Origin of the sequence: Pseudomonas sp. TMW22089 (genome assembly GCF_022496645.1) — a bacterium.
GTDB classification, from domain to species: domain Bacteria; phylum Pseudomonadota; class Gammaproteobacteria; order Pseudomonadales; family Pseudomonadaceae; genus Aquipseudomonas; species Aquipseudomonas paraversuta.
The window spans coordinates 144,862-167,684 of the sequence record NZ_SCFG01000001.1 but is presented as its reverse complement, the minus strand read 5'-3'; the positions used below and the strand labels follow the sequence as shown (position 1 = coordinate 167,684).

Sequence of the window (22,823 nt, the reverse complement as noted above, 5' to 3'; positions counted from 1 at the left end):
GATGCTTACCCTGCAACCCGCCCCATCCCTGGCCTGCACTGCACCCACTATCTGTGGGAGCCGGCTTGCCGGCGATGCTGACCCTGCAACCCGCCCCATCCCTGGCCTGCGCTGCACCCGATACCTGTGGGAGCCGACTGCCGGCGATGCTGACCCTGAAATCTGCCCCATCCCTGGCAAGCCAGCTCCCATAAGGCCTGCACTGCACCCATTACCTGTGGGAGCCGGCTTGCCGGCGATGCTGACCCTGCACCTTCCCCATCGCTGGCAAGCCAGCTCCCACAAAGCCTGCACTGCACCCATTACCTGTGGGAGCCGGCTTGCCGGCGATGCTGACTCTGCAACCCGCCCCATCCCTGGCCTGCGCTGCACCCAAATCCCGGACACAAAAAAACGCCCCCGACCGCAAGGCCGGGGGCGTTTTTTATTCAGCTAAATAAATAGCTTATTTGCTGCTTTTCTTGCTGGCGCGGGTACGCTCGCTTTCGCCCAGGATCTTCTTACGAAGACGGATGGACTTAGGAGTCACTTCGCACAATTCGTCTTCTTGAACGAATTCCAGAGCTTGCTCCAGGGTGAAGCGGATAGGCGGAACCAAAGCGATGGTTTCGTCTTTACCCGAAGCACGCATGTTGTCGAGCTTCTTGCCTTTGGTTGGGTTAACGCCCAGGTCGTTGTCGCGGCTGTTGATGCCGACGATTTGACCTTCGTACACGTCTTCACCGTGACCCAGGAACAGTTTGCCGCGAGCCTGCAGGGTTTCCAGCGAGTAAGTCAGAGCCTTACCGGTAGCAACCGAAACCAGAACGCCGTTCTGACGGCCGGACATGTCGCCCGACTTCATCACGTCGTAACGGTCGAAGATCGAGGTCAGGATGCCAGCGCCCGAAGTCAGAGTCAGGAACTCGTTACGGAAACCGATCAGGCCACGTGCAGGGATGTTGTATTCAAGACGAACACGGCCCTTGCCATCCGGAACCATGTTGGTCAGATCGCCTTTACGGATACCGATCTGTTCCATGATTGCGCCCTGCGATTCTTCCGGCAGGTCGATGGTTACGTTTTCGTACGGTTCGTGCTTAACGCCGTCAACCATGCGGATGATTACTTCCGGACGACCAACACCCATTTCGAAGCCTTCGCGACGCATGGTTTCGATCAGTACCGACAAGTGCAGCTCACCACGACCCGACACTTTGAACTTGTCAGCGGTGTCGCCTTCTTCAACGCGCAGAGCAACGTTGTAGAGCAGTTCTTTGTCCAGACGTTCCTTGATGTTACGGCTGGTTACGAACTTGCCTTCACGGCCGCAGAACGGCGAGTCGTTAACCTGGAAGGTCATCGAAACGGTAGGTTCGTCAACAGTCAGCGGCTTCATCGCTTCGACGTTCAGTGGGTCGCACAGAGTGTCGGAGATGAACAGCTGGTCGAAGCCGCTGATGCAGACGATGTCGCCGGCAGCTGCTTCTTCAACGTCGATACGGTGCAGACCGTGGTGACCCATCAGCTTCAGGATACGACCGTTACGGCGCTTGCCGTCAGCATCGATGGCCACAACCTGGGTGTTCGGCTTGACGCGACCACGAGCGATACGGCCAACGCCGATGATGCCCAGGAAGCTGTTGTAGTCCAGTGCCGAGATTTGCATCTGGAAAGGACCGTCACGGTCAACTTTTGGAGCCGGAACGTGGTCAACAATCGCCTGGTACAGCGGGGTCATGTCTTCAGCCATGTCGGTGTGGTCAAGACCAGCAATACCGTTCAGGGCAGAGGCGTAAACCACTTTGAAGTCCAGCTGTTCTTCGGTAGCACCCAGGTTGTCGAACAGGTCGAAGATTTGATCCAGAACCCAGTCCGGACGCGCGCCTGGACGGTCAACCTTGTTGATAACCACGATTGGACGCAGGCCGGCTTCGAAAGCCTTCTTGGTCACGAAACGGGTTTGCGGCATAGGGCCGTCTTGAGCGTCAACCAGCAGCAGAACGGAGTCAACCATCGACATCACGCGCTCTACTTCACCGCCGAAGTCGGCGTGGCCCGGGGTATCCACGATGTTGATGTGGTAGCCGTTCCAGTTGATAGCGGTGTTCTTGGCAAGAATGGTAATGCCGCGCTCTTTTTCCTGGTCGTTGGAGTCCATCACGCGCTCGTCGTTGAGCTCGCCGCGTTCCAGAGTGCCGGATTGACGCAAGAGTTTGTCTACCAGGGTGGTTTTACCGTGGTCAACGTGAGCAATGATGGCGATGTTACGTAGATTTTCGATCACTTGTGTATCTCGATCAGAGGATTCGGTGTGCTGACAGGTCGTGGCAGCGATTAACAGTAGAGTCAGGTCAAGCCGTTACAACTTGACCTCGGCGTCGGGGGGCCGGTGACGCAGGCCACAGGCATACAGCCCCGGGCTCTTAGCTCGGTCGATAAACGCGCACATTGGCATGCCCCTCACTGAGCAAATGGTGAGCATGCAGGCGACTCATCACGCCTTTGTCGCAATACAACAGGTACTGACGGGTGTCATCCAGTTCCTTGAAGCGGCTGTTCAAAGCATAAAACGGCAACGCTTGTACTTCGATGCCAGCCAGTTCCAGCGGTTGATCTTCCTGAGCATCCGGGTGACGGATGTCAATCACGATCTGGCCCGCCAGCACTTCGCTGACTTCTTCGACTTGCAAGTCCTGGCCCAACTCATCGATCACCCGATCAATCGGCACCAGTTTGGCCCGCTCCAGCGCACGCTCGAGCACGGCCATATCGAACTGTTGTTCTTCGTACTCCACGCGGTTGCGTTTGGCGTGGGTCTTGGGGTTGACCGAAATCACCCCGCAATATTCAGGCATGTGCTTGGCAAAATCGGCCGTACCGATTTCAACCGCCTGATCAATGATGTCCTGCTTGTGGCTAGCGATCAGCGGACGCAGAACCAATTTGTCAGTAGCCGAGTCGATCAGCGACAAATTGGGCAGGGTCTGGCTCGAAACCTGGGAAATCGCTTCACCGGTAACCAGCACTTCGATATCGAGCCGCTCAGCGATACGGGTTGCAGCGCGCAACATCATACGCTTCAAAATGACGCCCATATGACTGTTATCGACTTTGCCGAGAATTTCCCCCAAAACTTCTTCGAAAGGAACGCTGACAAACAGCACGCGCTGGGAGCTGCCGTACTTCTTCCATATATAGTGCGCGACTTCCATCACGCCCAGTTCGTGGGCACGCCCGCCGAGGTTGAAGAAGCAAAAGTGGCTCATCAGGCCGCGGCGCATGATCTGGTAGGCGGCAACGGTGGAGTCGAAACCACCGGACATCAACACCAGGGTCTGCTCCAGCGAGCCCAGCGGGAAACCGCCGATGCTGTCGTGCTGGCTGTGAATCACAAACAACCGTTGGTCGCGAATTTCGAAGCGGACTTCGATTTCCGGTTTTTTCAGGTCGATTCCTGCCGCACCGCATTCACGACGCAGCTTGCTGCCGACGTATTTCTCGATTTCCATCGAGGTAAACGGGTGCTTGCCGCCGCGTTTGCAACGCACGGAAAAAATCTTGCCTGCCAGCGCATCGCCGAAGTGCAGTTTGCACTTCTCGACCACGTCATCGAAGTCACCCAACGGGTACTCGTCGACCTGCAGGAAATGCGTGATGCCCGGCATGCAACTCAGGCGCGCAGTCATCTCCTTCAAGGCTTTGGGGTCGGTCACGCGCGTTTGCAGCTCGATGTTGTCCCACACGCCCGTCACCACCACAGCCGGGTCCAGATCGCGGAGCACAGCGCGGATGTTTTTAGCCAATTGGCGGACGAAACGCATCCGAACCGGACGGCTCTTAATAGTGATTTCGGGGAAGACTTTAACGATTAGTTTCATGAAAACAGCGCGCGAGCAGCCTGCCAAAAAAGGGGGGCGCGGATTATAGCGGAAATTGCTCAAGGTTTAACCAGTTATCGTACAAACGGTTTTCGATGCACCAAAACAGGTCAAAAGCGTCGGTTTTCGCTTCATTTGAGTGCGGCAAGACGCCTTAATCGGTAGTCTGCGGCCCTTATCTGCTTGAGATTGGGGCATTACGCCCAAGTCGGGGCACTGGCATGCAATTTGCTCCCTTGTGAGGCAGGTTGCCTTGGCAGAGTATTCGCGCCGGCATCAACCACCTTTAACGGGCTCTCCACTACCTAGCCCGAAGCCACCCCGGAGGACACTATGTCGAAGTCGGTTCAACTCATCAAAGATCATGACGTCAAGTGGATTGATCTGCGCTTCACTGACACTAAAGGCACTCAGCACCACGTGACCATGCCGGCCCGTGATGCGCTGGATGAAAACTTCTTCACCGACGGCAAAATGTTCGACGGCTCCTCCATTGCTGGCTGGAAAGGCATCGAAGCGTCCGACATGATTCTGCTGCCGGACGACAGCACTGCCGTTCTGGACCCGTTCACCGAACAGCCAACCCTGATTCTGGTGTGCGACATCATCGAACCCTCGACCATGCAAGGCTACGATCGCGACCCGCGCGCCATCGCCACCCGTGCCGAGGAATACCTGAAGTCCACCGGTATCGGCGACACCGTATTTGTAGGTCCGGAGCCAGAGTTCTTCATCTTCGACGAAGTGAAGTTCAAGTCCGACATCTCCGGTTCCATGTTCAAGATCTACTCCGAACAAGGTTCGTGGATGTCCGACCAGGACGTGGAAGGCGGCAACCGTGGCCACCGTCCAGGTATCAAGGGCGGCTACTTCCCGGTTCCTCCGTTCGACCACGACCACGAAATCCGCACCTCCATGTGCAACGCCATGGAAGAAATGGGCCTGGTCATCGAAGTGCACCACCACGAAGTGGCAACTGCCGGCCAGAACGAAATCGGCGTGCAGTTCAACACCCTGGTGAAAAAGGCTGACGAAGTTCAGACCCTGAAGTACTGCGTACACAACGTGGCAGACGCCTACGGCCGTACCGCTACTTTCATGCCCAAGCCTCTGTACGGCGATAACGGCTCGGGTATGCACGTTCACATGTCCATCTCCAAAGATGGCAAGAACACCTTCGCAGGCGAAGGTTATGCCGGCCTGTCCGACACCGCCCTGTACTTCATCGGCGGCATCATCAAGCACGGTAAGGCCCTGAACGGCTTCACCAACCCGGCCACCAACTCCTACAAGCGTCTGGTACCAGGCTTCGAAGCTCCGGTAATGCTGGCCTACTCGGCTCGCAACCGTTCCGCTTCGATCCGTATTCCTTACGTGTCGAGCCCTAAGGCGCGCCGTATCGAAGCACGTTTCCCGGACCCGGCAGCCAACCCGTACCTGTGCTTCGCAGCACTGATGATGGCTGGCCTGGACGGTATCCAGAACAAGATCCACCCGGGCGACGCAGCTGACAAAAACCTGTACGACCTGCCGCCTGAAGAGGCCAAAGAGATCCCGCAGGTTTGTGGCAGCCTGAAAGAAGCCCTGGAAGAGCTGGATAAAGGTCGTGCGTTCCTGACCAAAGGCGGCGTTTTCAGCGACGACTTCATCGACGCTTACATCGCACTGAAAAGCGAAGAAGAAATCAAGGTTCGCACCTTCGTACACCCACTGGAATACGAGCTGTACTACAGCTGCTGATCCAGCAACGCCTGCCCGTGCAGGCGTTACCAAGAGGCCTCCTTCGGGAGGCCTTTTTTATGCCCGGCACTTTATCCCTGGCGCCGATTGCGCGGTCACAAAAATTCCGACAGGAACGGCTGCCATTGACCCGGCCGACAAAGGCCCCGTCCTACATTAAAGCCATCAGCACTGCCCCAGAATGACCGCCTTTTCTTCCCTCGGGATGGCGGCCTGCGATGATGCCGAAAGTACTGTTGCTGCTTGTTATTGCCCACCCGGCTGGCGCGCAGGTCTATCGCCAGGCCCCCGACAACGCCAGCTTGATCTTCAGCAACGTACCCCTGGCAGGAGTCCAGGCAGAGCCGATATCCGTGCAACCCGCAAACCGGATCGCAGCATTCAAGTATTCGTCGACCTTGATCCCCTCTTCCATGCTGTTGCCCGAACAAGAGCCCGGGCCAGCGATCAAACCTGATCGCGACCCGCATCGTCAGGCGGCACAAGACCGTCTCGCAGAGAACTGAATCTATTCAGCAAATCTGCACTATATTGGTGCAACAACAGAGCGAAGACACACTTGCCAGCCCAATTTGGTTCAAAACGACTCACTCCAAGCGCATAAACGCCATCTAAAAGGGCTGCAACCCCCTATTTCAGGCGAATAACGCTTCTTTTCGGAGCCTTGGTTTGTTTTTTGCATTTTCCTAGTCTCAGCGCCTCACCCGCGCATGCAATCCGGGATCGGCCCATGACCATCAGTGATGCCCTGCACCGACTGCTACTCGATAATCTGACCACAGCCACACTGCTGCTCAATGCCGACCTGCGTCTTGAGTACATGAACCCGGCGGCGGAAATGCTGCTGGCCATCAGTGGCCAACGCAGTCATGGGCAATTCATCAGTGAACTGTTCACTGAGTCCACCGAAGCCTTGCACTCGCTGCGCCAGGCGGTTGAGCAAGCGCACCCGTTCACCAAGCGCGAAGCCATGCTGACTTCGCTCACCGGCCAGAACCTGACGGTGGACTACGCCGTGACCCCGATCCTGAGCCACGGCAGCACCATGTTGCTGCTTGAAGTGCACCCCCGCGACCGGCTGCTGCGCATCACCAAGGAAGAAGCCCAGCTGTCCAAGCAGGAAACCAGCAAGATGCTGGTGCGCGGCCTGGCCCATGAAATCAAGAATCCGCTGGGCGGCATTCGCGGGGCGGCCCAGTTGCTGGCCCGCCAGCTACCCGATGAAAGCCTGCGTGACTACACCAACGTCATCATCGAAGAAGCCGATCGCCTGCGTAATCTGGTGGATCGCATGCTGGGCTCCAACAAGCTGCCATCGCTGGCCATGACCAATGTGCATGAAGTGCTGGAGCGGGTGTGCAATCTGGTCGAGGCCGAAACACAGGGCAGCATCACGCTGGTGCGCGACTACGACCCGAGCCTGCCCGACCTGCTGATCGACCGTGAACAGATGATTCAGGCCGTGCTCAATATTGTGCGTAACGCCATGCAGGCCATTGGCAGCCAGAACGAGCTGCGCCTGGGCCGCATCAGCCTGCGTACCCGGGCCATGCGCCAGTTCACCATCGGCCATATCCGCCATCGACTGGTGACCAAAATCGAAATTATCGACAACGGCCCGGGCATCCCCCCCGAGCTGCAAGACACTCTGTTCTTTCCAATGGTCAGCGGCCGCCCTGACGGCACCGGGCTGGGACTGGCCATTACCCAGAACATCATCAGTCAGCACCAGGGATTGATCGAGTGTGAGAGCCACCCCGGCCACACACTCTTCTCGATCTTTCTACCACTGGAACAAGGAGCCGCATCGACATGAGCCGAAGTGAAACCGTGTGGATCGTCGACGACGACCGTTCTATCCGTTGGGTCCTGGAAAAAGCCTTGCAACAGGAAGGCATGACCACACAAAGTTTCGACAGCGCCGACGGGGTGATGAGCCGCCTCGCCCGCCAGCAGCCCGACGTGATCATTTCGGACATTCGCATGCCCGGCGCCAGCGGTCTGGACTTGCTGGCCAAGATTCGCGAACAGCACCCCCGCCTGCCCGTGATTATCATGACCGCCCACTCCGACCTCGACAGTGCGGTGGCGTCCTATCAGGGCGGCGCGTTCGAATACCTGCCCAAGCCGTTCGACGTCGACGAAGCCGTGTCTCTGGTCAAGCGTGCCAACCAGCACGCCCAGGAACAACAAGGCCTGGCCGTCCCTCCAGCGCTGGCACGCACGCCGGAAATCATCGGTGAAGCCCCGGCGATGCAAGAGGTGTTTCGCGCCATTGGCCGGCTTAGCCACTCCAACATCACGGTGTTGATCAATGGCGAGTCGGGCACCGGTAAAGAGCTGGTGGCCCACGCCCTGCATCGCCATAGTCCGCGCGCAGCATCGCCCTTTATTGCGTTGAATATGGCGGCCATCCCCAAGGACCTGATGGAGTCCGAGCTGTTCGGCCACGAGAAAGGCGCCTTCACCGGAGCCGCCAACCTGCGGCGCGGCCGGTTCGAGCAAGCCGATGGCGGAACCCTGTTTCTGGACGAAATCGGCGACATGCCCGCCGACACCCAAACGCGCCTGCTGCGGGTTTTGGCCGATGGCGAGTTCTACCGGGTCGGCGGTCATACGCCGGTCAAGGTCGATGTGCGGATCATTGCCGCCACCCACCAGAACCTCGAAACCCTGGTCCAGGCCGGCAAGTTCCGTGAAGACCTGTTCCACCGTCTGAACGTGATCCGCATTCATATCCCGCGCCTGTCGGACCGTCGCGAGGATATCCCGACCCTGACCCGCCACTTTCTCAGCAGCGCCGCGCAAGAGCTGTCTGTCGAGCCCAAGCTGCTCAAGGCCGAGACCGAGCAATACCTGAAAAACCTGCCATGGCCGGGCAACGTGCGCCAGTTGGAGAACACCTGCCGCTGGATCACGGTGATGGCCTCGGGCCGCGAAGTGCATATCAGCGACTTGCCACCCGAGCTGCTGAACCTGCAGCAGGACACGTCGCCGGTCACCAACTGGGAACAGGCCCTGCGTCAGTGGGCTGATCAGGCGCTGGGCCGGGGTCAGTCCAACCTGCTCGACAGTGCCGTGCCGACGTTTGAACGGATCATGATCGAGACCGCCCTCAAGCACACCGCAGGCCGTCGTCGCGATGCAGCCGTGCTGCTGGGCTGGGGCCGCAACACCCTGACCCGCAAGATCAAGGAGCTGGGGATGAAGATTGATAGCGACGAGGATGACAGCGACGAGGCATGACTCGGCGGCGCGATGATGGGGGAGCCGGCTGGCCAGCGATGGCACCCCTGTGATCGGCCTGAACGATCGCGAGCAAGCTCGCTCCTGCAGGACCGCACCAGCTTCAGGCAACACGCACTGTTTGTGTGCACAGCTCTGGATCAATGGTTACAGCAACATCGGCAACCCAAAACAGCAGTCCCAGAAAAGCCCCGGATTCCGGGGCTTTTGCATATTCAGGAAAAAAATCAGGCAGAAAAACCAGAACTGGCATGCACCCTGCAATAACCCTGATAACGCTTTAGGGGACCTTGATACAGGCAGGTCAAGACTCCCCACTTTTACACCCGCAGCCTTGATGCCTTGTGCATCGAGGCGCACAACGATTTTGGGGAACCGGTACAGGCAGGCCGCAATTCCCTCTTTTATTACTCCCGCAGGTTTACCTGCAGTCGCCAGCGCCCGTCCCGGGACGCTCCGGCCCAGTCGCCCTGCAGCGCACGGGCCGCCACCAAGGTCAGCAGCAACCCGCCATCGGTATGCCGTAGCCGCCAGTTCACCACCTTGTCACCCAGCTTTAACTGGCCGTTCTGCGGCTTGCCCCTGGCATCGAACAGCAACCCCAGCGTGCCATCAACCAGCTCGCCATGCAGCTTGGGCTCATCGCTGAACCACACCACCAGCGCACCGGGCAACACCTCCACTTGCTGCAGCTCAACCGGCACAGGCGCGGTCAAACGCCCGATCATCATGCCCACCATTACACCGACTATCACCAAAGAACCTAAAACCCGTGGCCATAGTTTCGGCCGCGGGTCTTCTTCAGGCGTAGAATGCTGCCTATCTTTAAGTTCGGAGCCGTGCATGTTTCACGTCATCCTTTTTCAACCAGAAATTCCGCCGAATACCGGCAACATTATCAGGCTGTGCGCCAACAGCGGCTGCCACCTGCATTTGATCGAGCCTATCGGTTTTGAGCTGGACGACAAGCGCTTGCGCCGGGCCGGGCTCGATTACCACGAGTACGCGCCGCTCAAGCGCCATGCCGATCTGGCCAGTTGCCTCGAAAGCCTGGGCCATCCGCGACTGTTCGCCTTTACCACCAAAGGTTCACGGCCGTTCCACGACGCCCGGTTTGCCGAAGGTGATGCCTTTATCTTCGGCCCGGAAAGCCGGGGCCTGCCGCCAGAAGTGCTGGATGCGCTGGACGGCGACCACCGCCTGCGTCTACCGATGCGTGAAGGTTGCCGCAGCCTGAACCTGTCCAACACCGTGGCCGTGGCTGTGTACGAGGCCTGGCGCCAGCTGGACTTCAAGTAATACGCAAAAAAACCTGTAGGAGCGAGCTTGCCTCGCGAGCTGTTGGCGCATGGAAAAGCTCGCGAGCAAGCTCGCTCCTACAGATAGCCTTTGGACAAGGGCAATAAAAAAGCGCCATCAAGGCGCTTTTTTATTGGGCATCGACTGTTTATTGAACAGTCGGGCTGCCTTCTTCCTGCATGCGCTGCAATTCTTGCGCGTACAGGGCATCGAAGTTCACCGGAGCCAGCATCAACGCCGGGAACGAACCACGGGTAACCAGGCTGTCCAGGGTTTCACGGGCGTACGGGAACAGGATGTTCGGGCAGAACGCGCCCAGAGTGTGGTTCATCGACGCCGGATCAAGGTTTTTGATCAGGAAGATGCCAGCCTGCTGAACTTCAGCAATGAACGCCACTTCGTCACCGTTTTTCACGGTAACCGACAAGGTCAGGACCACTTCGTGGAAGTCGCCTTCCAGCGGCTTTTGACGGGTGTTCAGATCCAGGCCAACGCTCGGCTCCCACTGCTGACGGAAGATCGCCGGGCTTTTAGGGGCCTCGAACGACAGGTCGCGCACGTAGATACGCTGCAGGGAAAATTGTGGAGCGGTGTCTTCATCGCTAACAGCAGCGGTGTTCTGTTGGTCAGTCATCACAGATCCTTGTTGATCTTGGGGCTTATAGAGAATGAGAGTCAGACGTTCAGCAGCGCATCCAATTTACCTGCGCGCTCCAGGGCAAACAGGTCATCGCATCCGCCAACGTGTTTCTCGCCAATCCAGATTTGCGGCACCGACGTACGACCTGCCTTCTGAGCCATTTCGGCCCGTACTTGAGGCTTGCCGTCGACCTTGATTTCTTCAAAGGCTACACCCTTGTTTTCAAGCAAAGCCTTGGCTCGGATGCAGTAAGGGCAATAATCGCTGGAGTAAACGGTGACCTTGGACATTTTTACTTCACCACTGGCAGGTTGTCGGCGCGCCAGCTGCCAATGCCGCCGGACAGTTTGGCAGCGTTGTAGCCGGCCTTGAGCAGCTCACGGGCGTGGGAGCCTGAATGCTGGCCCTGGGCATCAACCAGAATAATGGTCTTGCCCTTGTGCTTGTCGAGCTCGGCAATGCGCGCCATCAACTTGTCTTGCGGGATATTCAGCGAACCCACGATGTGGCCGGCGGCAAAGTCTTTTACCGGGCGAATATCAATCACCACGCCTTCGTCGCGATTGACCAGACCGGTCAGTTCGCCCGTGCTGATGCTGCGCCCGCCTCGGCTCATCTCGTGGGCGATCAACAGCGCCAACAGGATGACAAACGCGCCTACAAGCAGGTAGTGAGAAGTCGCAAATGCAATCAGGTGCTCAACCATCAGAAGGTTCCAGGGTCGTAAAATGTGGGCCAGTATACACAGCCGCCTTGGTCGGCCAAACCCCGCCCGGCGGTGACGTCACATGAACTTCGCTTTAAACTGCGCGTCTTCTTCACACCTTCCAATAAACCAGCCACAAGTGGGATCTATGACTACCACGCCTAAACCTTTGGTCCTGATCATCCTGGATGGCTTCGGTCACAGTGAAAGCCACAAGAGCAACGCCGTCTATGCGGCCAAAAAACCGGTGCTCGACCGTCTTTGCGCGAGCATGCCAAACGGCCTGATTTCAGGCTCGGGCATGGATGTCGGTCTGCCAGACGGCCAAATGGGCAACTCCGAGGTGGGCCACATGAACCTCGGCGCCGGCCGCGTGGTGTATCAGGATTTCACCCGCGTCACCAAGTCGATCCGCGACGGTGAGTTCTTCGAGAACCCGACCATTTGCGCCGCGGTCGACAAAGCCGTGGCTGCAGACAAGGCCGTGCACATCATGGGCCTGCTGTCCGAAGGCGGCGTTCACAGCCACCAGGACCACCTCGTGGCAATGGCCGAACTGGCTTTCAAGCGCGGCGCCGAAAAAATCTACCTGCACGCGTTTCTCGATGGTCGCGACACTCCGCCAAAAAGTGCAGGTTCGTCCATCGAACTGCTGGACACGGCCTTCAAGGCCCTGGGCAAAGGCCGTATCGCCAGCCTGATCGGGCGCTACTTCGCCATGGACCGCGACAACCGCTGGGACCGCGTATCCCAGGCCTACAACCTGATTGTCGACGGCAAGGGCGAGTTCAACGCCGCCACCGCCCAGGAGGGCCTGGAAGCTGCCTACGCCCGTGGCGAGAGCGACGAATTCGTCAAAGCCACCACCATTGGTGAGCCGGTCAAGGTCGAAGACGGCGACGCCGTGGTCTTCATGAACTTCCGTGCCGACCGGGCCCGCGAACTGACCCGCGTATTCGTTGAAGACGATTTCAAGGAATTCGAACGTGCACGCCAGCCGAAACTGGCCGGCTTCGTGATGCTGACCCAATACGCCGCCAGCATCCCGGCGCCTAGCGCATTTGCTCCCGGCAGCCTGGAAAACGTACTCGGCGACTATCTGGCGAAAAACGGCAAAACCCAGCTGCGCATTGCCGAAACCGAAAAATACGCCCACGTGACCTTCTTCTTCTCCGGTGGCCGCGAAGAACCGTTCCCGGGTGAAGAGCGCATTCTGATCCCGTCGCCGAAAGTGGCGACCTACGACCTGCAACCGGAAATGAGCGCACCCGAAGTCACCGACAGGATCGTCGATGCCATCGAGCACCAGCGTTACGACGTGATTGTCGTTAACTACGCCAACGGCGACATGGTCGGCCACAGCGGTGTATTCGATGCTGCGGTCAAGGCTGTTGAATGCCTGGATGCCTGTGTCGGCCGCATCGTCGAAGCGCTGGACAAGGTCGGTGGCGAAGCCCTGATCACCGCCGACCACGGCAACGTGGAGCAGATGTCCGACGACACCACTGGCCAGGCGCACACCGCCCACACCTGTGAACCGGTCCCGTTCATCTATGTAGGCAAGCGTGCATTCGAGGTCCGTGAAGGTGGCGTATTGGCCGACGTGGCACCGACCATGCTCAAGCTGCTGGGCCTGGCGCAGCCGCAAGAAATGACCGGCAAGAGCATTTTGCTCGACGCTTAAAGCCATGCACCTGCAGGAGCGAGCTTTCAAGGCTCGCGAGCAAGCTCGCTCCTGCAGGAATTTCGCGTACAGGATCTGCAGCTACTATTTCACTTCCATCCATTTCTTATAGGTAACGATGGCGGGCATACTAGGCCGTCCCGTTCCCCAGGTGTCGCCCGCCCCATGCTTCGCGCCCTTATAGCCCTGACCCTCGCATGCCTGCTCCAACCGGCGTTTGCCGACGAGCGCGCACAAACCCAACAACAGCTGGAAGCTACCCGCCAGGACATTGGCGAGCTAAAAAAACGCCTTGGCCAGCTTCAGCAAGAACAATCCGGCGTGCAAAAAGACCTGCGCGGTACCGAAACCGAAATCGGCAAGCTGGAGAAGCAGGTAGAAACCCTGCAAAAAGAACTAAAAAAGAGTGAAGGCGAGCTGCTGCGCCTAGATAGCGAGAAAAAAAAACTCCACAGCGCAAAACTTGAACAGCAACGCCTGATCGCCATTCAGGCCCGTGCCGCCTATCAGGGCGGACGTCAGGAATACCTGAAGATGCTGCTCAACCAGCAAAACCCCGAGAAGTTCGCCCGAACCCTCACCTATTACGACTACCTGAGCCAGGCCCGCCTGGAGCAGCTCAAGAGTTTCAACGAAACCCTGCGCCAACTGGCCAATGTCGAAGCCGACATCAACTTGCAACAGGCCCAGTTGCTGACCCAGAAAAGCAGCCTCGATGAGCAGCGCGCCGCACTGGATAAAGTCCGTGCAGAGCGCCAGCTAGTGCTGGCCAAACTGAATTCCGACGTTAAAGACCGCGATCAAAAGCTGCAGGCTCGCGAGCAGGATCAGGCCGATCTGGCTAAAGTCCTCAAGACCATTGAAGAGACCCTCGCCCGCCAGGCCCGTGAAGCCGAGGCAGCGCGGCAAAAAGCCCTGATCGCCCAGCAGGAAGCAGAGAAGAAACGTCAACGGGAGGCTGAAGCGGTTGCCACCGACGCCCCGCGCAAACCGGTCAAATCGACGCCGGGCGCCCTGGTTTCGAGTGCCGGTGTGTCCTACGGCGGACCTTTTTCTCAGGCACGGGGCAAACTTCCATGGCCAGTTGATGGTCGATTGCTTGCGCGCTTCGGTGAAAGCCGTGGTGATGATGCCCGTACCAAGTGGGACGGGGTGATGATCAGCGCCGGTGCAGGCACCCCGGTGCATGCGGTACATGGTGGTCGCGTAGTGTTTGCCGACTGGCTGCGCGGCGCCGGCCAGCTGGTGATTCTGGACCACGGCAACGGCTACTTGAGCCTGTATGGCCACAACCAGACACTGCTCAAGTCGGCCGGCGATATCGTTAAAGCCGGAGAGGTGATTTCTACCGTCGGTAACAGCGGTGGTCAGGCGACCCCCGCACTGTATTTTGCTATTCGTCAGCAGGGCCGCCCCAGCGACCCTGCACAATGGTGTCGCGCTCAAGGATGAGCCCATCACTTTTAAAACGTAGGAGTTCGTTCAACATGCAGCATTTGTCCCGCCTCAACTCGCTGGCCCTGATGATCGCTCTGGTGATCGGCTCGCCTCTGGCATTTGCTGCCGAGCCGGCTGCTCATCCGGTGCCTGCCAACAGCGCCAAGGCGCCACTGCCGCTGGACGAGCTGCGCACATTTGCCGAGGTCATGGACCGGATCAAGGCTGCGTATGTTGAACCTGTGAATGACAAGACCCTGCTCGAAAACGCCATCAAGGGCATGCTCAGCAACCTTGACCCGCACTCCGCGTACCTGGGCCCTGAAGACTTCGCCGAGCTGCAAGAGAGCACCAGCGGCGAATTCGGCGGGCTTGGCATCGAAGTCGGCTCCGAAGACGGCAATATCAAGATCGTCTCGCCAATCGACGACACCCCGGCGAGCAAGGCCGGGATTCAGGCCGGCGACTTTATCGTCAAGATCAACGGCCAGCCCACCCGTGGCCTGAGCATGACCGAGGCGGTCGACCTGATGCGCGGCAAGATCGGTCAGAAAATCACCCTGACCCTGGTGCGTAATGGCGGCACGCCGTTCGACGTGACCCTGACCCGCGCCAACATTCAGGTCAAAAGCGTCAAGAGCCAGCTGCTTGAAGACGGCTACGGCTATATCCGCATTACCCAGTTCCAGGTCAAGACCGGCGAAGAAGTCGCCGCCGCGCTGTCCAAGCTGCGTCGGGACAACGGCAACAAAAAACTCAAGGGCATCATTCTCGACCTGCGCAACAACCCGGGCGGAGTCCTGCAATCGGCCGTTGAAGTGGTGGATCACTTCATCACCAAGGGCCTGATCGTTTACACCAAAGGCCGCATCGCCAACTCCGAGCTGCGCTTCTCCGCGACCGGCAAAGACCTGAGCGAGGGCGTTCCGCTGGTGGTGTTGATCAACGGCGGCAGCGCCTCGGCATCAGAAATCGTCGCCGGTGCCCTGCAGGACCAGAAACGTGGCGTGGTGATGGGTACCACCAGTTTCGGCAAAGGCTCGGTGCAAACCGTACTGCCACTGAACAATGACCGTGCACTGAAGATCACCACCGCGCTGTACTTCACCCCCAACGGTCGTTCGATCCAGGCCCAGGGCATCGTGCCGGACATCGAAGTCAGCCGCGCCAAGATTACCCGCGAGCAAGACACCGAGTACTACAAAGAGGCCGACCTGCAAGGTCACCTCGGCAACGGTAACGGCGGTGCAGACAAGCCCAGCGGTTCGGGCCCCAAAGCCAAGCCGATGCCGCAGGATGACGACTTCCAGCTGAGCCAGGCCCTGAGCCTGCTCAAAGGCCTGAGCATTACGCGCGGCAACTGAGATGCGTTTTTCGTCGCTGCTTGCCCTGCTCTGCTGCCTGACCGGTGCCGCCCACGCGGCGCCGGCCAGCCCGGCCGCAACACCGCACAAGGCTTACCTGAGCCTGATCATTGATGACCTTGGGCAAAACCTGCCACGGGACCGCCGCGTGCTGGCGTTGCCCGGCCCGGTCACCACCGCCGTAATGCCCGACACCCCCCATGCCGCCGAATTTGCCCGTGAAGCCCACAAGGCCGGCAAGATCGTCATCTTGCACATGCCCATGGACCCGGCGACCGGCCCGTTTGCCTGGCACCCCGACTTGCCGATCGACGAACTGGCAAAGCGCCTCGAGGCTGCCTTCAAGGCCGTGCCCTACACCAGTGGAATCAACAACCACATGGGCAGCCGCATGACCTCACAGCCGCAGGCCATGGCCTGGCTGATGGAAAACCTGCAGCAACGGCACAAGTTCTTCGTCGACAGCCGCACCAGCGCCCAGACGGTCGCCGCGGCCCAGGCGCAGAAGATTGGCCTGGCCAGCGTGTCGCGGGATGTATTTCTGGACGATGTGCGGACCGAAGAGGCGATTGCCGTTCAACTGCAAACTGCGATCAAGCTGGCGCATAAACAAGGATCGGCAGTGATGATCGGTCATCCCTACCCCCAGACCCTTGCCGTACTTGAACGCGAATTGCCCAAGCTCAAGGCCCAGGGCATTGAGTGGATCGATATCAGGCAAATGATCGGCGTGCGCAGCAACAAGGCCATGGCCGGACACGGCAAGGACGGGGTTTACCGCTAAGCCCCCTGCCCTGCCTTCCTACCTCCCTGCCTTCCTACCTCCCTGCCTCCCTACCTGTAGGAGCGAGCTTGCTCGCGAGCTCTTAAATGCAAAGCTCGCGAGCAAGCTCGCTCCTACAGATCAGATCAGATCAGGGTCAGGTCAGGTCAGGTCAGGTCAGGTCAGGTCAGGTCAGGTCAGGTCAGGTCAGGTCAGGGTCAGGCTCAGAGGTATTTGTCGCTGATCTTGTCAACCACACCTTCGGCCCGCAACTGATCCAGGGCCTTCTGCAACCTGGCCACCACCTCATCCGGCACCTCTTTATTCAACGCCAGATAAAGCTGCGCCTGATTGAAACGCAGTACGGTCTTGAACCCCGAAATACCTACCTGACGCGCCAAAAATCGGCCTGCCGGATCACCTGTGGCCCACAGGTCAATCTGACCGGCCTGCAGCTTTCTGGCGTTGTCCTGATCGCGCAGCACAATCACCGGCGCCATCCCTTTTTCTTCCAGGGCCAGGGCAATGGCATCACCCTTATAGGCGCCTACCTTGTACTGCCGGGCCTGCTCAAGGGAGGTCAGGGTAATAGGGCTATTGGCCCGGGCCAGCAACACCCAGTCATCCGGGCCGATGGGCCCGACCCATTTGAACAAGGCTTCGCGCTCGGGGATCCGGGCCGTGACGAACACGCCATAATCGGGATTATCCAGGGCAAGGTGATAGATGCGCTCCCAGGGGAAACGCAGGGTCATGCTGTAACCGATATCGGCCCGTTTGAAGGTTTCGCGCAGAACTTCGACGGCAATGCCTTCAAGGTTCTGGTTCTGGGCAAAGTTCTTGCCGTTCTTGGCCATGTTGTACGGCGGGAAGTTTTCAGTCAGCAGCACCAGCGAGTAACGCGAAGTATCAGCTGCAAAAACAGCACTCGTCAGGCACAGGGCAGAAGTGGCGAGAGCGAGCAACAAAGGTTTGAACATGACAGACGACCTAAATCCATGGCGTGCCCAAGAGTGCCGTGGGCCCGCCATGCTGTCCAGTGCCTAGCGCACCACAATCCCGCGCTCAGCCATGTAGGCCTTGGCCTCTGGCACGGTGTATTCGCCAAAGTGGAAAATACTCGCCGCCAGTACCGCGCTGGCATGGCCCTCGAGGATGCCGTCCGCCAGGTGCTGCAGGTTGCCGACACCGCCCGAAGCGATCACTGGAATACCCAGCGCATCGCTGATGGCACGGGTCACGCCCAGGTCGAAGCCGCTTTTCATGCCGTCCTGATCCATACTGGTCAGCAGGATCTCACCGGCCCCCAGGCCTTCCATCTTCATCGCCCACTCGACTGCATCGAGCCCGGTCGGCTTGCGCCCGCCATGGGTGAAGATTTCCCAGCGCGGGGTTTCGCCCGGCAAGGAAACCTTCTTCGCATCAATCGCCACCACGATGCACTGGGAACCAAAATGCTGCGCCGCCTCCCCCACGAACTCGGGGTTGAACACCGCTGCAGTATTGATCGAGACCTTGTCGGCACCGGCATTGAGCAAGTTGCGAATGTCTTGAATGCAACGCACGCCACCGCCCACGGTCAGCGGGATAAACACCTGGCTGGCCATGCGCTCGACGGTATGCAACGTGGTGTCACGGCCGTCGACGCTGGCAGTGATGTCGAGAAAGGTAATCTCGTCGGCACCCTGCTCATCATAGCGACGGGCAATTTCCACCGGGTCACCGGCATCGCGAATGTTCTCGAACTTGACGCCCTTGACGACCCGGCCGTTATCCACGTCCAGGCAAGGGATGATGCGTTTGGCCAGCGCCATGCCGTTCTCCTCAGGCCTTGTAGGCGTCGCAGAAGGCTTGCGCCTCAGCCACGTCCAGGGTGCCCTCGTAAATCGCACGGCCGGTGATGGCACCGACGATACCGGGCGCTTTGGCGTCCATCAGGGCTTTGATATCACCCAGGTTATGGATACCGCCCGAAGCGATCACAGGAATGCTGGTGGCTGCTGCCAGGGCCGCGGTGTAGCTCACGTTGCAGCCCTGCATCATGCCGTCTTTGGCAATGTCGGTATAAACGATGGCCGATACGCCGTCAGCTTCAAAACGCTTGGCCAGGTCGATGACCTGAATGGTGCTCACTTCAGCCCAGCCATCAGTGGCGACGAAGCCGTCCTTGGCGTCCATGCCGACAATGATTTTGCCGGGGAAGGCGCGGCAGGCTTCAGCCACAAACTCAGGGTTCTTAACGGCTTTGGTGCCCAGAATCACGTAGCTGACGCCAGCCTTGACGTAATGCTCGATGGTTTCCAGCGAGCGGATGCCGCCACCGATCTGGATCGGCAACTGCGGGTAGCGCCTGGCGATGGCAGTCACCACCTCGCCATTGACCGGCATACCTTCGAAGGCGCCGTTCAGGTCAACCAGGTGCAGGCGGCGGCAACCGCCCTCTACCCATTTGGCGGCCATGCTCACCGGGTCATCGGAGAACACGGTGGAGTCTTCCATACGGCCCTGGCGCAGACGTACACAGGCACCGTCTTTAAGATCGATAGCGGGGATAATCAGCATGCTTTTTCCTTCGTCAAAAGAGCTGCAAGCGTTGAGCTTGAAGCTGCAAGAAAGAGCGGAGTGCGATCTTGCCCCTAACTTGCAGCTTGAAGCCTGGAACTTGCAACTGACTCAATTCTTTTCGAGTGCCCACAGGTCGCTTTCGATGCTCTCGAACCTCTCTTTGAGGTGCGTCTGCACATCGAAAATCGCGCGATTGTAGTAATGCGGCGCGATTTCGCGGGTGAACAGTTCAAGGATTTCAGCCGCTTCAAATGAACCCAGGTCCAGTTCGAAGCGGTCCTGCATAAAGCGTTTGATCTTGCTGTTGGCTTCGTTCTCTTGCTCGGGGGTGAGCGTGAGAATCGGCGGCTTCTTGCGAGGCGCCATTACCAGCGTCCGTCCCAGGCCGCGAAATTTTCCAGCAGTTGCAAGCCGTGGGTATGGCTCTTCTCTGGATGGAATTGCACCGCGAAACGCGAGCCGTCAGCCAGCGCGGCCGCAAAATCGACGCCGTAGTGCCCGCCACCGACCACCTGGCGAGGATTGCCCGCCGCAATGTAGTAGCTGTGGACGAAATAGAAGCGCGACATGTCAGGGATACCATGCCACAGAGGGTGATCGACCTTCTGCTGCACTTCGTTCCAGCCCATGTGCGGCACCTTGAGGTGCTCGCCGTCTTCGTGCAGATCCTTGCCGAAAAACTTCACCTGACCGGGAAACAGGCCGATGCAATCAACCCCACCGTTCTCTTCGCTGCTGTCGAGCATGGCTTGCATGCCGACGCAAATCCCGAGAAAAGGACGGTCCTGGCTGACTTCACGCACCAGCGAGTCGAAACCCAGGCGACGGATTTCGGCCATGCAATCCCGAATGGCGCCCACACCGGGGAACACCACGCGGTCAGCTTCGCGAATCACATTGGCATCGCTGGTAATCAGTACCTTCCCGGCGCCAACGTGCTCCAGCGCCTTGGCCACCGAGTGCAAGTTACCCATGCCGTAATCGATCACCGCCACTGTCTGCATCAGAGCACGCCCTTGGTCGACGGCATTTGCCCGGCCATACGTTCGTCCAGCGCGACAGCCATGCGCAGCGCGCGGCCGAATGCCTTGAACACGGTTTCGATCTGGTGGTGGGTGTTGGTGCCGCGCAGGTTGTCGATGTGCAGGCTGACGTTGGCGTGGTTCACGAAGCCCTGGAAGAACTCCTGAAACAGATCGACATCGAAGCCGCCCACGGTGGCGCGGGTGTATGGCACATGCATTTGCAGGCCCGGACGGCCCGAAAAGTCGATGACCACGCGCGACAGCGCTTCGTCCAGCGGCACGTAGGCGTGACCGTAACGGGTCATGCCTTTTTTATCGCCGACGGCCTGGCTGAAGGCCTTGCCCAGGGTAATGCCAACATCCTCGACGGTATGGTGATCGTCGATATGCAGGTCGCCTTTGCACTCGATGTCCAGGTCGATCAGCCCGTGTCGGGCGATCTGGTCGAGCATGTGCTCAAGAAAAGGAACGCCGATATCGAATCGGGCCTTACCGGTACCATCCAAGTTGATCGAGGCTTTGATCTGGGTTTCCAGAGTATCGCGCTCGACTGACGCCTTACGTTCGGCCATCACCAGCTCCGCAAAATCATTGGGCGAAAAAGGTGGCCATTATAGGCACGGGTCAGGCAAACAGAAACATGGAAGGGAATATGACTGACGGACTGAGTAATTCGGTAGGAGCGAGCGTGCTCGCGAGCCCTTTAAAAGCTCGCGAGCACGCTCGCTCCTGCGGGTCAGGCAGCGGTATTAATGGAACAACACCGCAGTCTTCTGCACTGTCACCCACACGCCCCACAGCAGCGGAATGCCCACTGCCAGCCAGGCGGCGATGACCAGCGGCAGACTGCCGGAGGCCGCTTTCCATTCCAGCGAGGTGCTGGCATCGGCGCCCTTGTCGTGCCCCAGCGCCTGTTCGGCCGCCAGTTGCGCGTCAGTCATGAAGTACTTGTCAGCCACCGGGCGTACCAGCAAGTTGCAGATAAAGCCCAGCACCAGCAGACCGGCGAGGATATACAGGGTGATGTCGTAGGCCGCCGCACGCTCGACGCCGATGCTGAGCTGGTACTCACGCAAATAGTTGACCAGCACCGGCCCCAGCACACCTGCCGCAGCCCACGCAGTCAACAGCCGACCGTGAATCGCCCCCACCATCTGCGTACCGAACAGATCCGCCAGGTAAGCCGGCACTGTGGCAAAGCCGCCGCCGTACATCGACAGGATGATGCAGAACGCGGCCACAAACAGTGACACGTTGCCCAGATGGCCCAGGTTCGGAATCAGCGCATACAAGGCAAAACCCAGGGCAAAGAACACAAAGTAGGTGTTTTTACGCCCCAGGTAATCGGAGAACGAAGCCCAGAAGAAGCGCCCGCCAATGTTGAACAGGCTCAACAGACCGGTAAAGCCGGCCGCAATCGCCGCGATTTGCGCCAGCTGCGCCGCATCCAGCTGGCTGAATGTCAGGTCATTACCCAGCAATTTGCCCGCGAACACTTCCTGCAACAACGGTGAAGCCATACCCAGAATGCCGATACCGGCAGACACGTTCAGGCACAGCACCAGCCACACCAGTGCAAACTGCGGGGTTTTCCAGGCAACACTCACATGTACATGGCGCTGGGTAATCATCGCATTGGCGGCTTTTTTCGCCGGCGCAGTCCAGCCCTCAGGCTTCCAGCCGGTAGGCGGCACGCGGTACGACAAGGCACCACCAATCATGAACACGAAATAAATCGCGGCCATGACTACAAAGCTCTGCCACACGCCCACGCCGTCCGGGCCGGCAAAATGGCCCATCAGCGCAGCGGCCAACGGCGCGCCCACCATGGCGCCACCGCCAAAACCCATGATCGCCATGCCGGTCGCCATGCCGCGCTTGTCCGGGAACCACTTGATCAGCGTCGACACCGGCGAGATATAGCCCAGACCCAGACCGATACCGCCAATTACCCCCGAGCCCAGCCACATCAGCCAGATCTGGTGGGTATAAATGCCCAGTGCGGAAACCAGCAGGCCACCACACCAGCACAATGCCGAAACCACACCGGCCTTGCGCGGCCCGGCATGTTCAAGCCAGCCGCCCCATACAGCTGCCGAGCAGCCGAGGAAGATGAAAAACAGGGTGTAGATCCAGCCGAGCATGGAGATCGGCCAGTCACATTGCGAAGAGAACACCTGGGCGATAAAACTCATGTCCGGCGCACAAGCCACTGGCGCAGTCACGCCCAGGGCTTTGGACAGCGGCAGCCAGAACACGGAAAACCCGTAGGCCATGCCGATACACAAGTGAATGGCCAAGGCGGCCGGCGGAACCAGCCAGCGGTTGAAACCGGGCCTGGCGATGATGCGCTCCTTTGACAGGAACGCAGGCTTTGAGGCAAGACTGCCTTCAGCGGTGCTGGTACTCATTATTGTTTCCCCCATGGATGAAGTGCTCCCCGGACGCGCGGAACCCCCGACTTTGGTGCCCTGCAGCACGAGTCATTTTTTGT

The 22,823-nt window shown here is 59.0% G+C and carries 23 protein-coding genes; 9 read left to right on the top strand and 14 right to left on the bottom strand.

The window, feature by feature from the left end; genetic code table 11:
- Positions 1 to 445: 445 nt before the first annotated feature.
- Both typA and thiI read right to left on the bottom strand, forming a co-directional pair.
- A complete protein-coding gene (gene typA, locus EQV90_RS00820; protein WP_003438614.1) occupies positions 446 to 2,266 on the bottom strand; it encodes a translational GTPase TypA in 1,821 nt (606 codons plus the stop codon).
- A gap of 139 nt (positions 2,267 to 2,405) precedes the next feature.
- Entirely contained in the window at positions 2,406 to 3,860 is a 1,455-nt protein-coding gene (gene thiI / locus EQV90_RS00815; RefSeq protein ID WP_029612550.1) for a tRNA uracil 4-sulfurtransferase ThiI, read from the bottom strand.
- A 333-nt stretch (positions 3,861 to 4,193) separates the two neighbouring features.
- Between thiI and glnA the strand changes: the two genes are divergently transcribed.
- The 4 genes from glnA (at position 4,194) to ntrC (ending at position 8,846) form a co-directional block, all read left to right on the top strand.
- Positions 4,194 to 5,600, top strand: coding sequence for a glutamate--ammonia ligase (gene glnA / locus EQV90_RS00810; RefSeq protein WP_003438610.1), 1,407 nt, complete (start codon positions 4,194 to 4,196; stop codon positions 5,598 to 5,600).
- Positions 5,601 to 5,818: 218 nt separating this feature from the next.
- Positions 5,819 to 6,106, top strand: coding sequence for a hypothetical protein (locus tag EQV90_RS00805; RefSeq protein ID WP_240877637.1), 288 nt, complete (start codon positions 5,819 to 5,821; stop codon positions 6,104 to 6,106).
- 224 nt (positions 6,107 to 6,330) lie between these two features.
- The gene (gene glnL / locus EQV90_RS00800) at positions 6,331 to 7,416 is read left to right on the top strand and encodes a nitrogen regulation protein NR(II) (protein WP_003438604.1); all 1,086 of its coding nucleotides are present in this window, start codon (positions 6,331 to 6,333) and stop codon (positions 7,414 to 7,416) included.
- Positions 7,413 to 8,846: a nitrogen regulation protein NR(I) gene (gene ntrC, locus EQV90_RS00795; RefSeq protein ID WP_010656315.1), complete on the top strand. Its 1,434-nt coding sequence runs from the start codon at positions 7,413 to 7,415 to the stop codon at positions 8,844 to 8,846. The genes glnL and ntrC overlap by 4 nt, the downstream gene beginning before the upstream one ends.
- Positions 8,847 to 8,949: 103 nt before the next feature.
- On the opposite strand, the gene EQV90_RS00790 is transcribed toward ntrC, so the two are convergent.
- On the bottom strand, positions 8,950 to 9,099 hold the full coding sequence (locus tag EQV90_RS00790) for a hypothetical protein (RefSeq protein WP_156428484.1): 150 nt from the start codon (positions 9,097 to 9,099) through the stop codon (positions 8,950 to 8,952).
- 154 nt (positions 9,100 to 9,253) lie between these two features.
- Positions 9,254 to 9,691, bottom strand: coding sequence for a hypothetical protein (locus EQV90_RS00785; protein WP_010656316.1), 438 nt, complete (start codon positions 9,689 to 9,691; stop codon positions 9,254 to 9,256).
- Between EQV90_RS00785 and EQV90_RS00780 the strand changes: the two genes are divergently transcribed.
- Positions 9,690 to 10,145 carry a tRNA (cytidine(34)-2'-O)-methyltransferase gene (locus tag EQV90_RS00780; protein WP_003438595.1) on the top strand — a complete coding sequence of 152 codons (456 nt, stop codon included), beginning with the start codon at positions 9,690 to 9,692 and terminating at the stop codon, positions 10,143 to 10,145. The two genes, EQV90_RS00785 and EQV90_RS00780, sit on opposite strands and share 2 nt — an antisense overlap.
- 148 nt (positions 10,146 to 10,293) lie before the next feature.
- Here the strand turns inward: EQV90_RS00780 and secB are convergent, their stop codons facing one another.
- From secB to EQV90_RS00765, 3 genes are read right to left on the bottom strand one after another with little or no spacing between them, the layout of a single operon-like run.
- Positions 10,294 to 10,779 carry a protein-export chaperone SecB gene (gene secB, locus EQV90_RS00775; RefSeq protein WP_003438592.1) on the bottom strand — a complete coding sequence of 162 codons (486 nt, stop codon included), beginning with the start codon at positions 10,777 to 10,779 and terminating at the stop codon, positions 10,294 to 10,296.
- Between the two features lie 41 nt (positions 10,780 to 10,820).
- Positions 10,821 to 11,075, bottom strand: a complete 255-nt coding sequence (gene grxC, locus EQV90_RS00770) for a glutaredoxin 3 (RefSeq protein WP_003438589.1) — start codon at positions 11,073 to 11,075, stop codon at positions 10,821 to 10,823.
- Between the two features lie 2 nt (positions 11,076 to 11,077).
- Positions 11,078 to 11,491: a rhodanese-like domain-containing protein gene (locus EQV90_RS00765; RefSeq protein WP_003438586.1), complete on the bottom strand. Its 414-nt coding sequence runs from the start codon at positions 11,489 to 11,491 to the stop codon at positions 11,078 to 11,080.
- A gap of 148 nt (positions 11,492 to 11,639) precedes the next feature.
- Here EQV90_RS00765 and gpmI point away from each other — a divergent pair, with 148 nt between their 5' ends.
- The 4 genes from gpmI to EQV90_RS00745 all read left to right on the top strand — a co-directional run bounded on the left by gpmI (position 11,640) and on the right by EQV90_RS00745 (position 16,760).
- Positions 11,640 to 13,175: a 2,3-bisphosphoglycerate-independent phosphoglycerate mutase gene (gene gpmI / locus EQV90_RS00760; RefSeq protein WP_240877636.1), complete on the top strand. Its 1,536-nt coding sequence runs from the start codon at positions 11,640 to 11,642 to the stop codon at positions 13,173 to 13,175.
- 165 nt (positions 13,176 to 13,340) lie between these two features.
- Positions 13,341 to 14,627 (top strand): murein hydrolase activator EnvC, encoded by a 1,287-nt coding sequence (locus EQV90_RS00755; protein WP_127195690.1) that lies wholly within the window; start codon positions 13,341 to 13,343, stop codon positions 14,625 to 14,627.
- Between the two features lie 35 nt (positions 14,628 to 14,662).
- On the top strand, positions 14,663 to 15,976 hold the full coding sequence (locus EQV90_RS00750; protein WP_240877635.1) for a S41 family peptidase: 1,314 nt from the start codon (positions 14,663 to 14,665) through the stop codon (positions 15,974 to 15,976).
- 1 nt (position 15,977) lies between these two features.
- Positions 15,978 to 16,760 (top strand): divergent polysaccharide deacetylase family protein, encoded by a 783-nt coding sequence (locus tag EQV90_RS00745; RefSeq protein ID WP_003438572.1) that lies wholly within the window; start codon positions 15,978 to 15,980, stop codon positions 16,758 to 16,760.
- A 203-nt stretch (positions 16,761 to 16,963) separates the two neighbouring features.
- Here EQV90_RS00745 and EQV90_RS00740 read toward each other — a convergent pair whose 3' ends face one another.
- From EQV90_RS00740 to EQV90_RS00710, 7 genes are all read right to left on the bottom strand, one after another.
- A complete protein-coding gene (locus EQV90_RS00740) occupies positions 16,964 to 17,719 on the bottom strand; it encodes an ABC transporter substrate-binding protein (RefSeq protein ID WP_010656320.1) in 756 nt (251 codons plus the stop codon).
- Between the two features lie 63 nt (positions 17,720 to 17,782).
- Complete coding sequence (hisF, locus tag EQV90_RS00735) at positions 17,783 to 18,553, bottom strand: imidazole glycerol phosphate synthase subunit HisF (RefSeq protein WP_003438568.1); 771 nt, start codon at positions 18,551 to 18,553, stop codon at positions 17,783 to 17,785.
- A gap of 10 nt (positions 18,554 to 18,563) precedes the next feature.
- Positions 18,564 to 19,301, bottom strand: a complete 738-nt coding sequence (gene hisA, locus EQV90_RS00730) for a 1-(5-phosphoribosyl)-5-[(5-phosphoribosylamino)methylideneamino]imidazole-4-carboxamide isomerase (protein ID WP_003438566.1) — start codon at positions 19,299 to 19,301, stop codon at positions 18,564 to 18,566.
- A 111-nt stretch (positions 19,302 to 19,412) separates the two neighbouring features.
- Positions 19,413 to 19,670 carry a DUF2164 domain-containing protein gene (locus EQV90_RS00725; protein ID WP_003438564.1) on the bottom strand — a complete coding sequence of 86 codons (258 nt, stop codon included), beginning with the start codon at positions 19,668 to 19,670 and terminating at the stop codon, positions 19,413 to 19,415.
- A complete protein-coding gene (gene hisH, locus EQV90_RS00720; protein ID WP_003438562.1) occupies positions 19,670 to 20,308 on the bottom strand; it encodes an imidazole glycerol phosphate synthase subunit HisH in 639 nt (212 codons plus the stop codon). The genes EQV90_RS00725 and hisH overlap by 1 nt, the downstream gene beginning before the upstream one ends.
- A complete protein-coding gene (hisB, locus tag EQV90_RS00715) occupies positions 20,308 to 20,901 on the bottom strand; it encodes an imidazoleglycerol-phosphate dehydratase HisB (RefSeq protein WP_003438561.1) in 594 nt (197 codons plus the stop codon). The genes hisH and hisB overlap by 1 nt, the downstream gene beginning before the upstream one ends.
- 177 nt (positions 20,902 to 21,078) lie before the next feature.
- The gene (locus EQV90_RS00710; RefSeq protein WP_003438560.1) at positions 21,079 to 22,740 is read right to left on the bottom strand and encodes an OFA family MFS transporter; all 1,662 of its coding nucleotides are present in this window, start codon (positions 22,738 to 22,740) and stop codon (positions 21,079 to 21,081) included.
- Positions 22,741 to 22,823: the final 83 nt, after the last annotated feature.

Bases quoted from the DNA above. Each gene is read 5' to 3' on its own strand.
- EQV90_RS00750 (WP_240877635.1), top strand. From the start codon at position 14,663: ATGCAGCATTTGTCCCGCCTCAACTCGCTGGCCCTGATGATCGCTCTG.
- thiI (WP_029612550.1), bottom strand. From the start codon at position 3,860: ATGAAACTAATCGTTAAAGTCTTCCCCGAAATCACTATTAAGAGCCGT.
- secB (WP_003438592.1), bottom strand. From the start codon at position 10,779: ATGACTGACCAACAGAACACCGCTGCTGTTAGCGATGAAGACACCGCT.
- EQV90_RS00780 (WP_003438595.1), top strand. From the start codon at position 9,690: ATGTTTCACGTCATCCTTTTTCAACCAGAAATTCCGCCGAATACCGGC.
- hisA (WP_003438566.1), bottom strand. From the start codon at position 19,301: ATGCTGATTATCCCCGCTATCGATCTTAAAGACGGTGCCTGTGTACGT.
- EQV90_RS00755 (WP_127195690.1), top strand. From the start codon at position 13,341: ATGCTTCGCGCCCTTATAGCCCTGACCCTCGCATGCCTGCTCCAACCG.
- EQV90_RS00805 (WP_240877637.1), top strand. From the start codon at position 5,819: ATGATGCCGAAAGTACTGTTGCTGCTTGTTATTGCCCACCCGGCTGGC.
- hisB (WP_003438561.1), bottom strand. From the start codon at position 20,901: ATGGCCGAACGTAAGGCGTCAGTCGAGCGCGATACTCTGGAAACCCAG.
- gpmI (WP_240877636.1), top strand. From the start codon at position 11,640: ATGACTACCACGCCTAAACCTTTGGTCCTGATCATCCTGGATGGCTTC.
- EQV90_RS00740 (WP_010656320.1), bottom strand. From the start codon at position 17,719: ATGTTCAAACCTTTGTTGCTCGCTCTCGCCACTTCTGCCCTGTGCCTG.
- EQV90_RS00790 (WP_156428484.1), bottom strand. From the start codon at position 9,099: ATGCCAGTTCTGGTTTTTCTGCCTGATTTTTTTCCTGAATATGCAAAA.
- EQV90_RS00785 (WP_010656316.1), bottom strand. From the start codon at position 9,691: ATGCACGGCTCCGAACTTAAAGATAGGCAGCATTCTACGCCTGAAGAA.
- EQV90_RS00745 (WP_003438572.1), top strand. From the start codon at position 15,978: ATGCGTTTTTCGTCGCTGCTTGCCCTGCTCTGCTGCCTGACCGGTGCC.
- EQV90_RS00725 (WP_003438564.1), bottom strand. From the start codon at position 19,670: ATGGCGCCTCGCAAGAAGCCGCCGATTCTCACGCTCACCCCCGAGCAA.
- EQV90_RS00765 (WP_003438586.1), bottom strand. From the start codon at position 11,491: ATGGTTGAGCACCTGATTGCATTTGCGACTTCTCACTACCTGCTTGTA.
- hisF (WP_003438568.1), bottom strand. From the start codon at position 18,553: ATGGCGCTGGCCAAACGCATCATCCCTTGCCTGGACGTGGATAACGGC.
- ntrC (WP_010656315.1), top strand. From the start codon at position 7,413: ATGAGCCGAAGTGAAACCGTGTGGATCGTCGACGACGACCGTTCTATC.
- EQV90_RS00710 (WP_003438560.1), bottom strand. From the start codon at position 22,740: ATGAGTACCAGCACCGCTGAAGGCAGTCTTGCCTCAAAGCCTGCGTTC.
- grxC (WP_003438589.1), bottom strand. From the start codon at position 11,075: ATGTCCAAGGTCACCGTTTACTCCAGCGATTATTGCCCTTACTGCATC.
- hisH (WP_003438562.1), bottom strand. From the start codon at position 20,308: ATGCAGACAGTGGCGGTGATCGATTACGGCATGGGTAACTTGCACTCG.
- glnL (WP_003438604.1), top strand. From the start codon at position 6,331: ATGACCATCAGTGATGCCCTGCACCGACTGCTACTCGATAATCTGACC.
- glnA (WP_003438610.1), top strand. From the start codon at position 4,194: ATGTCGAAGTCGGTTCAACTCATCAAAGATCATGACGTCAAGTGGATT.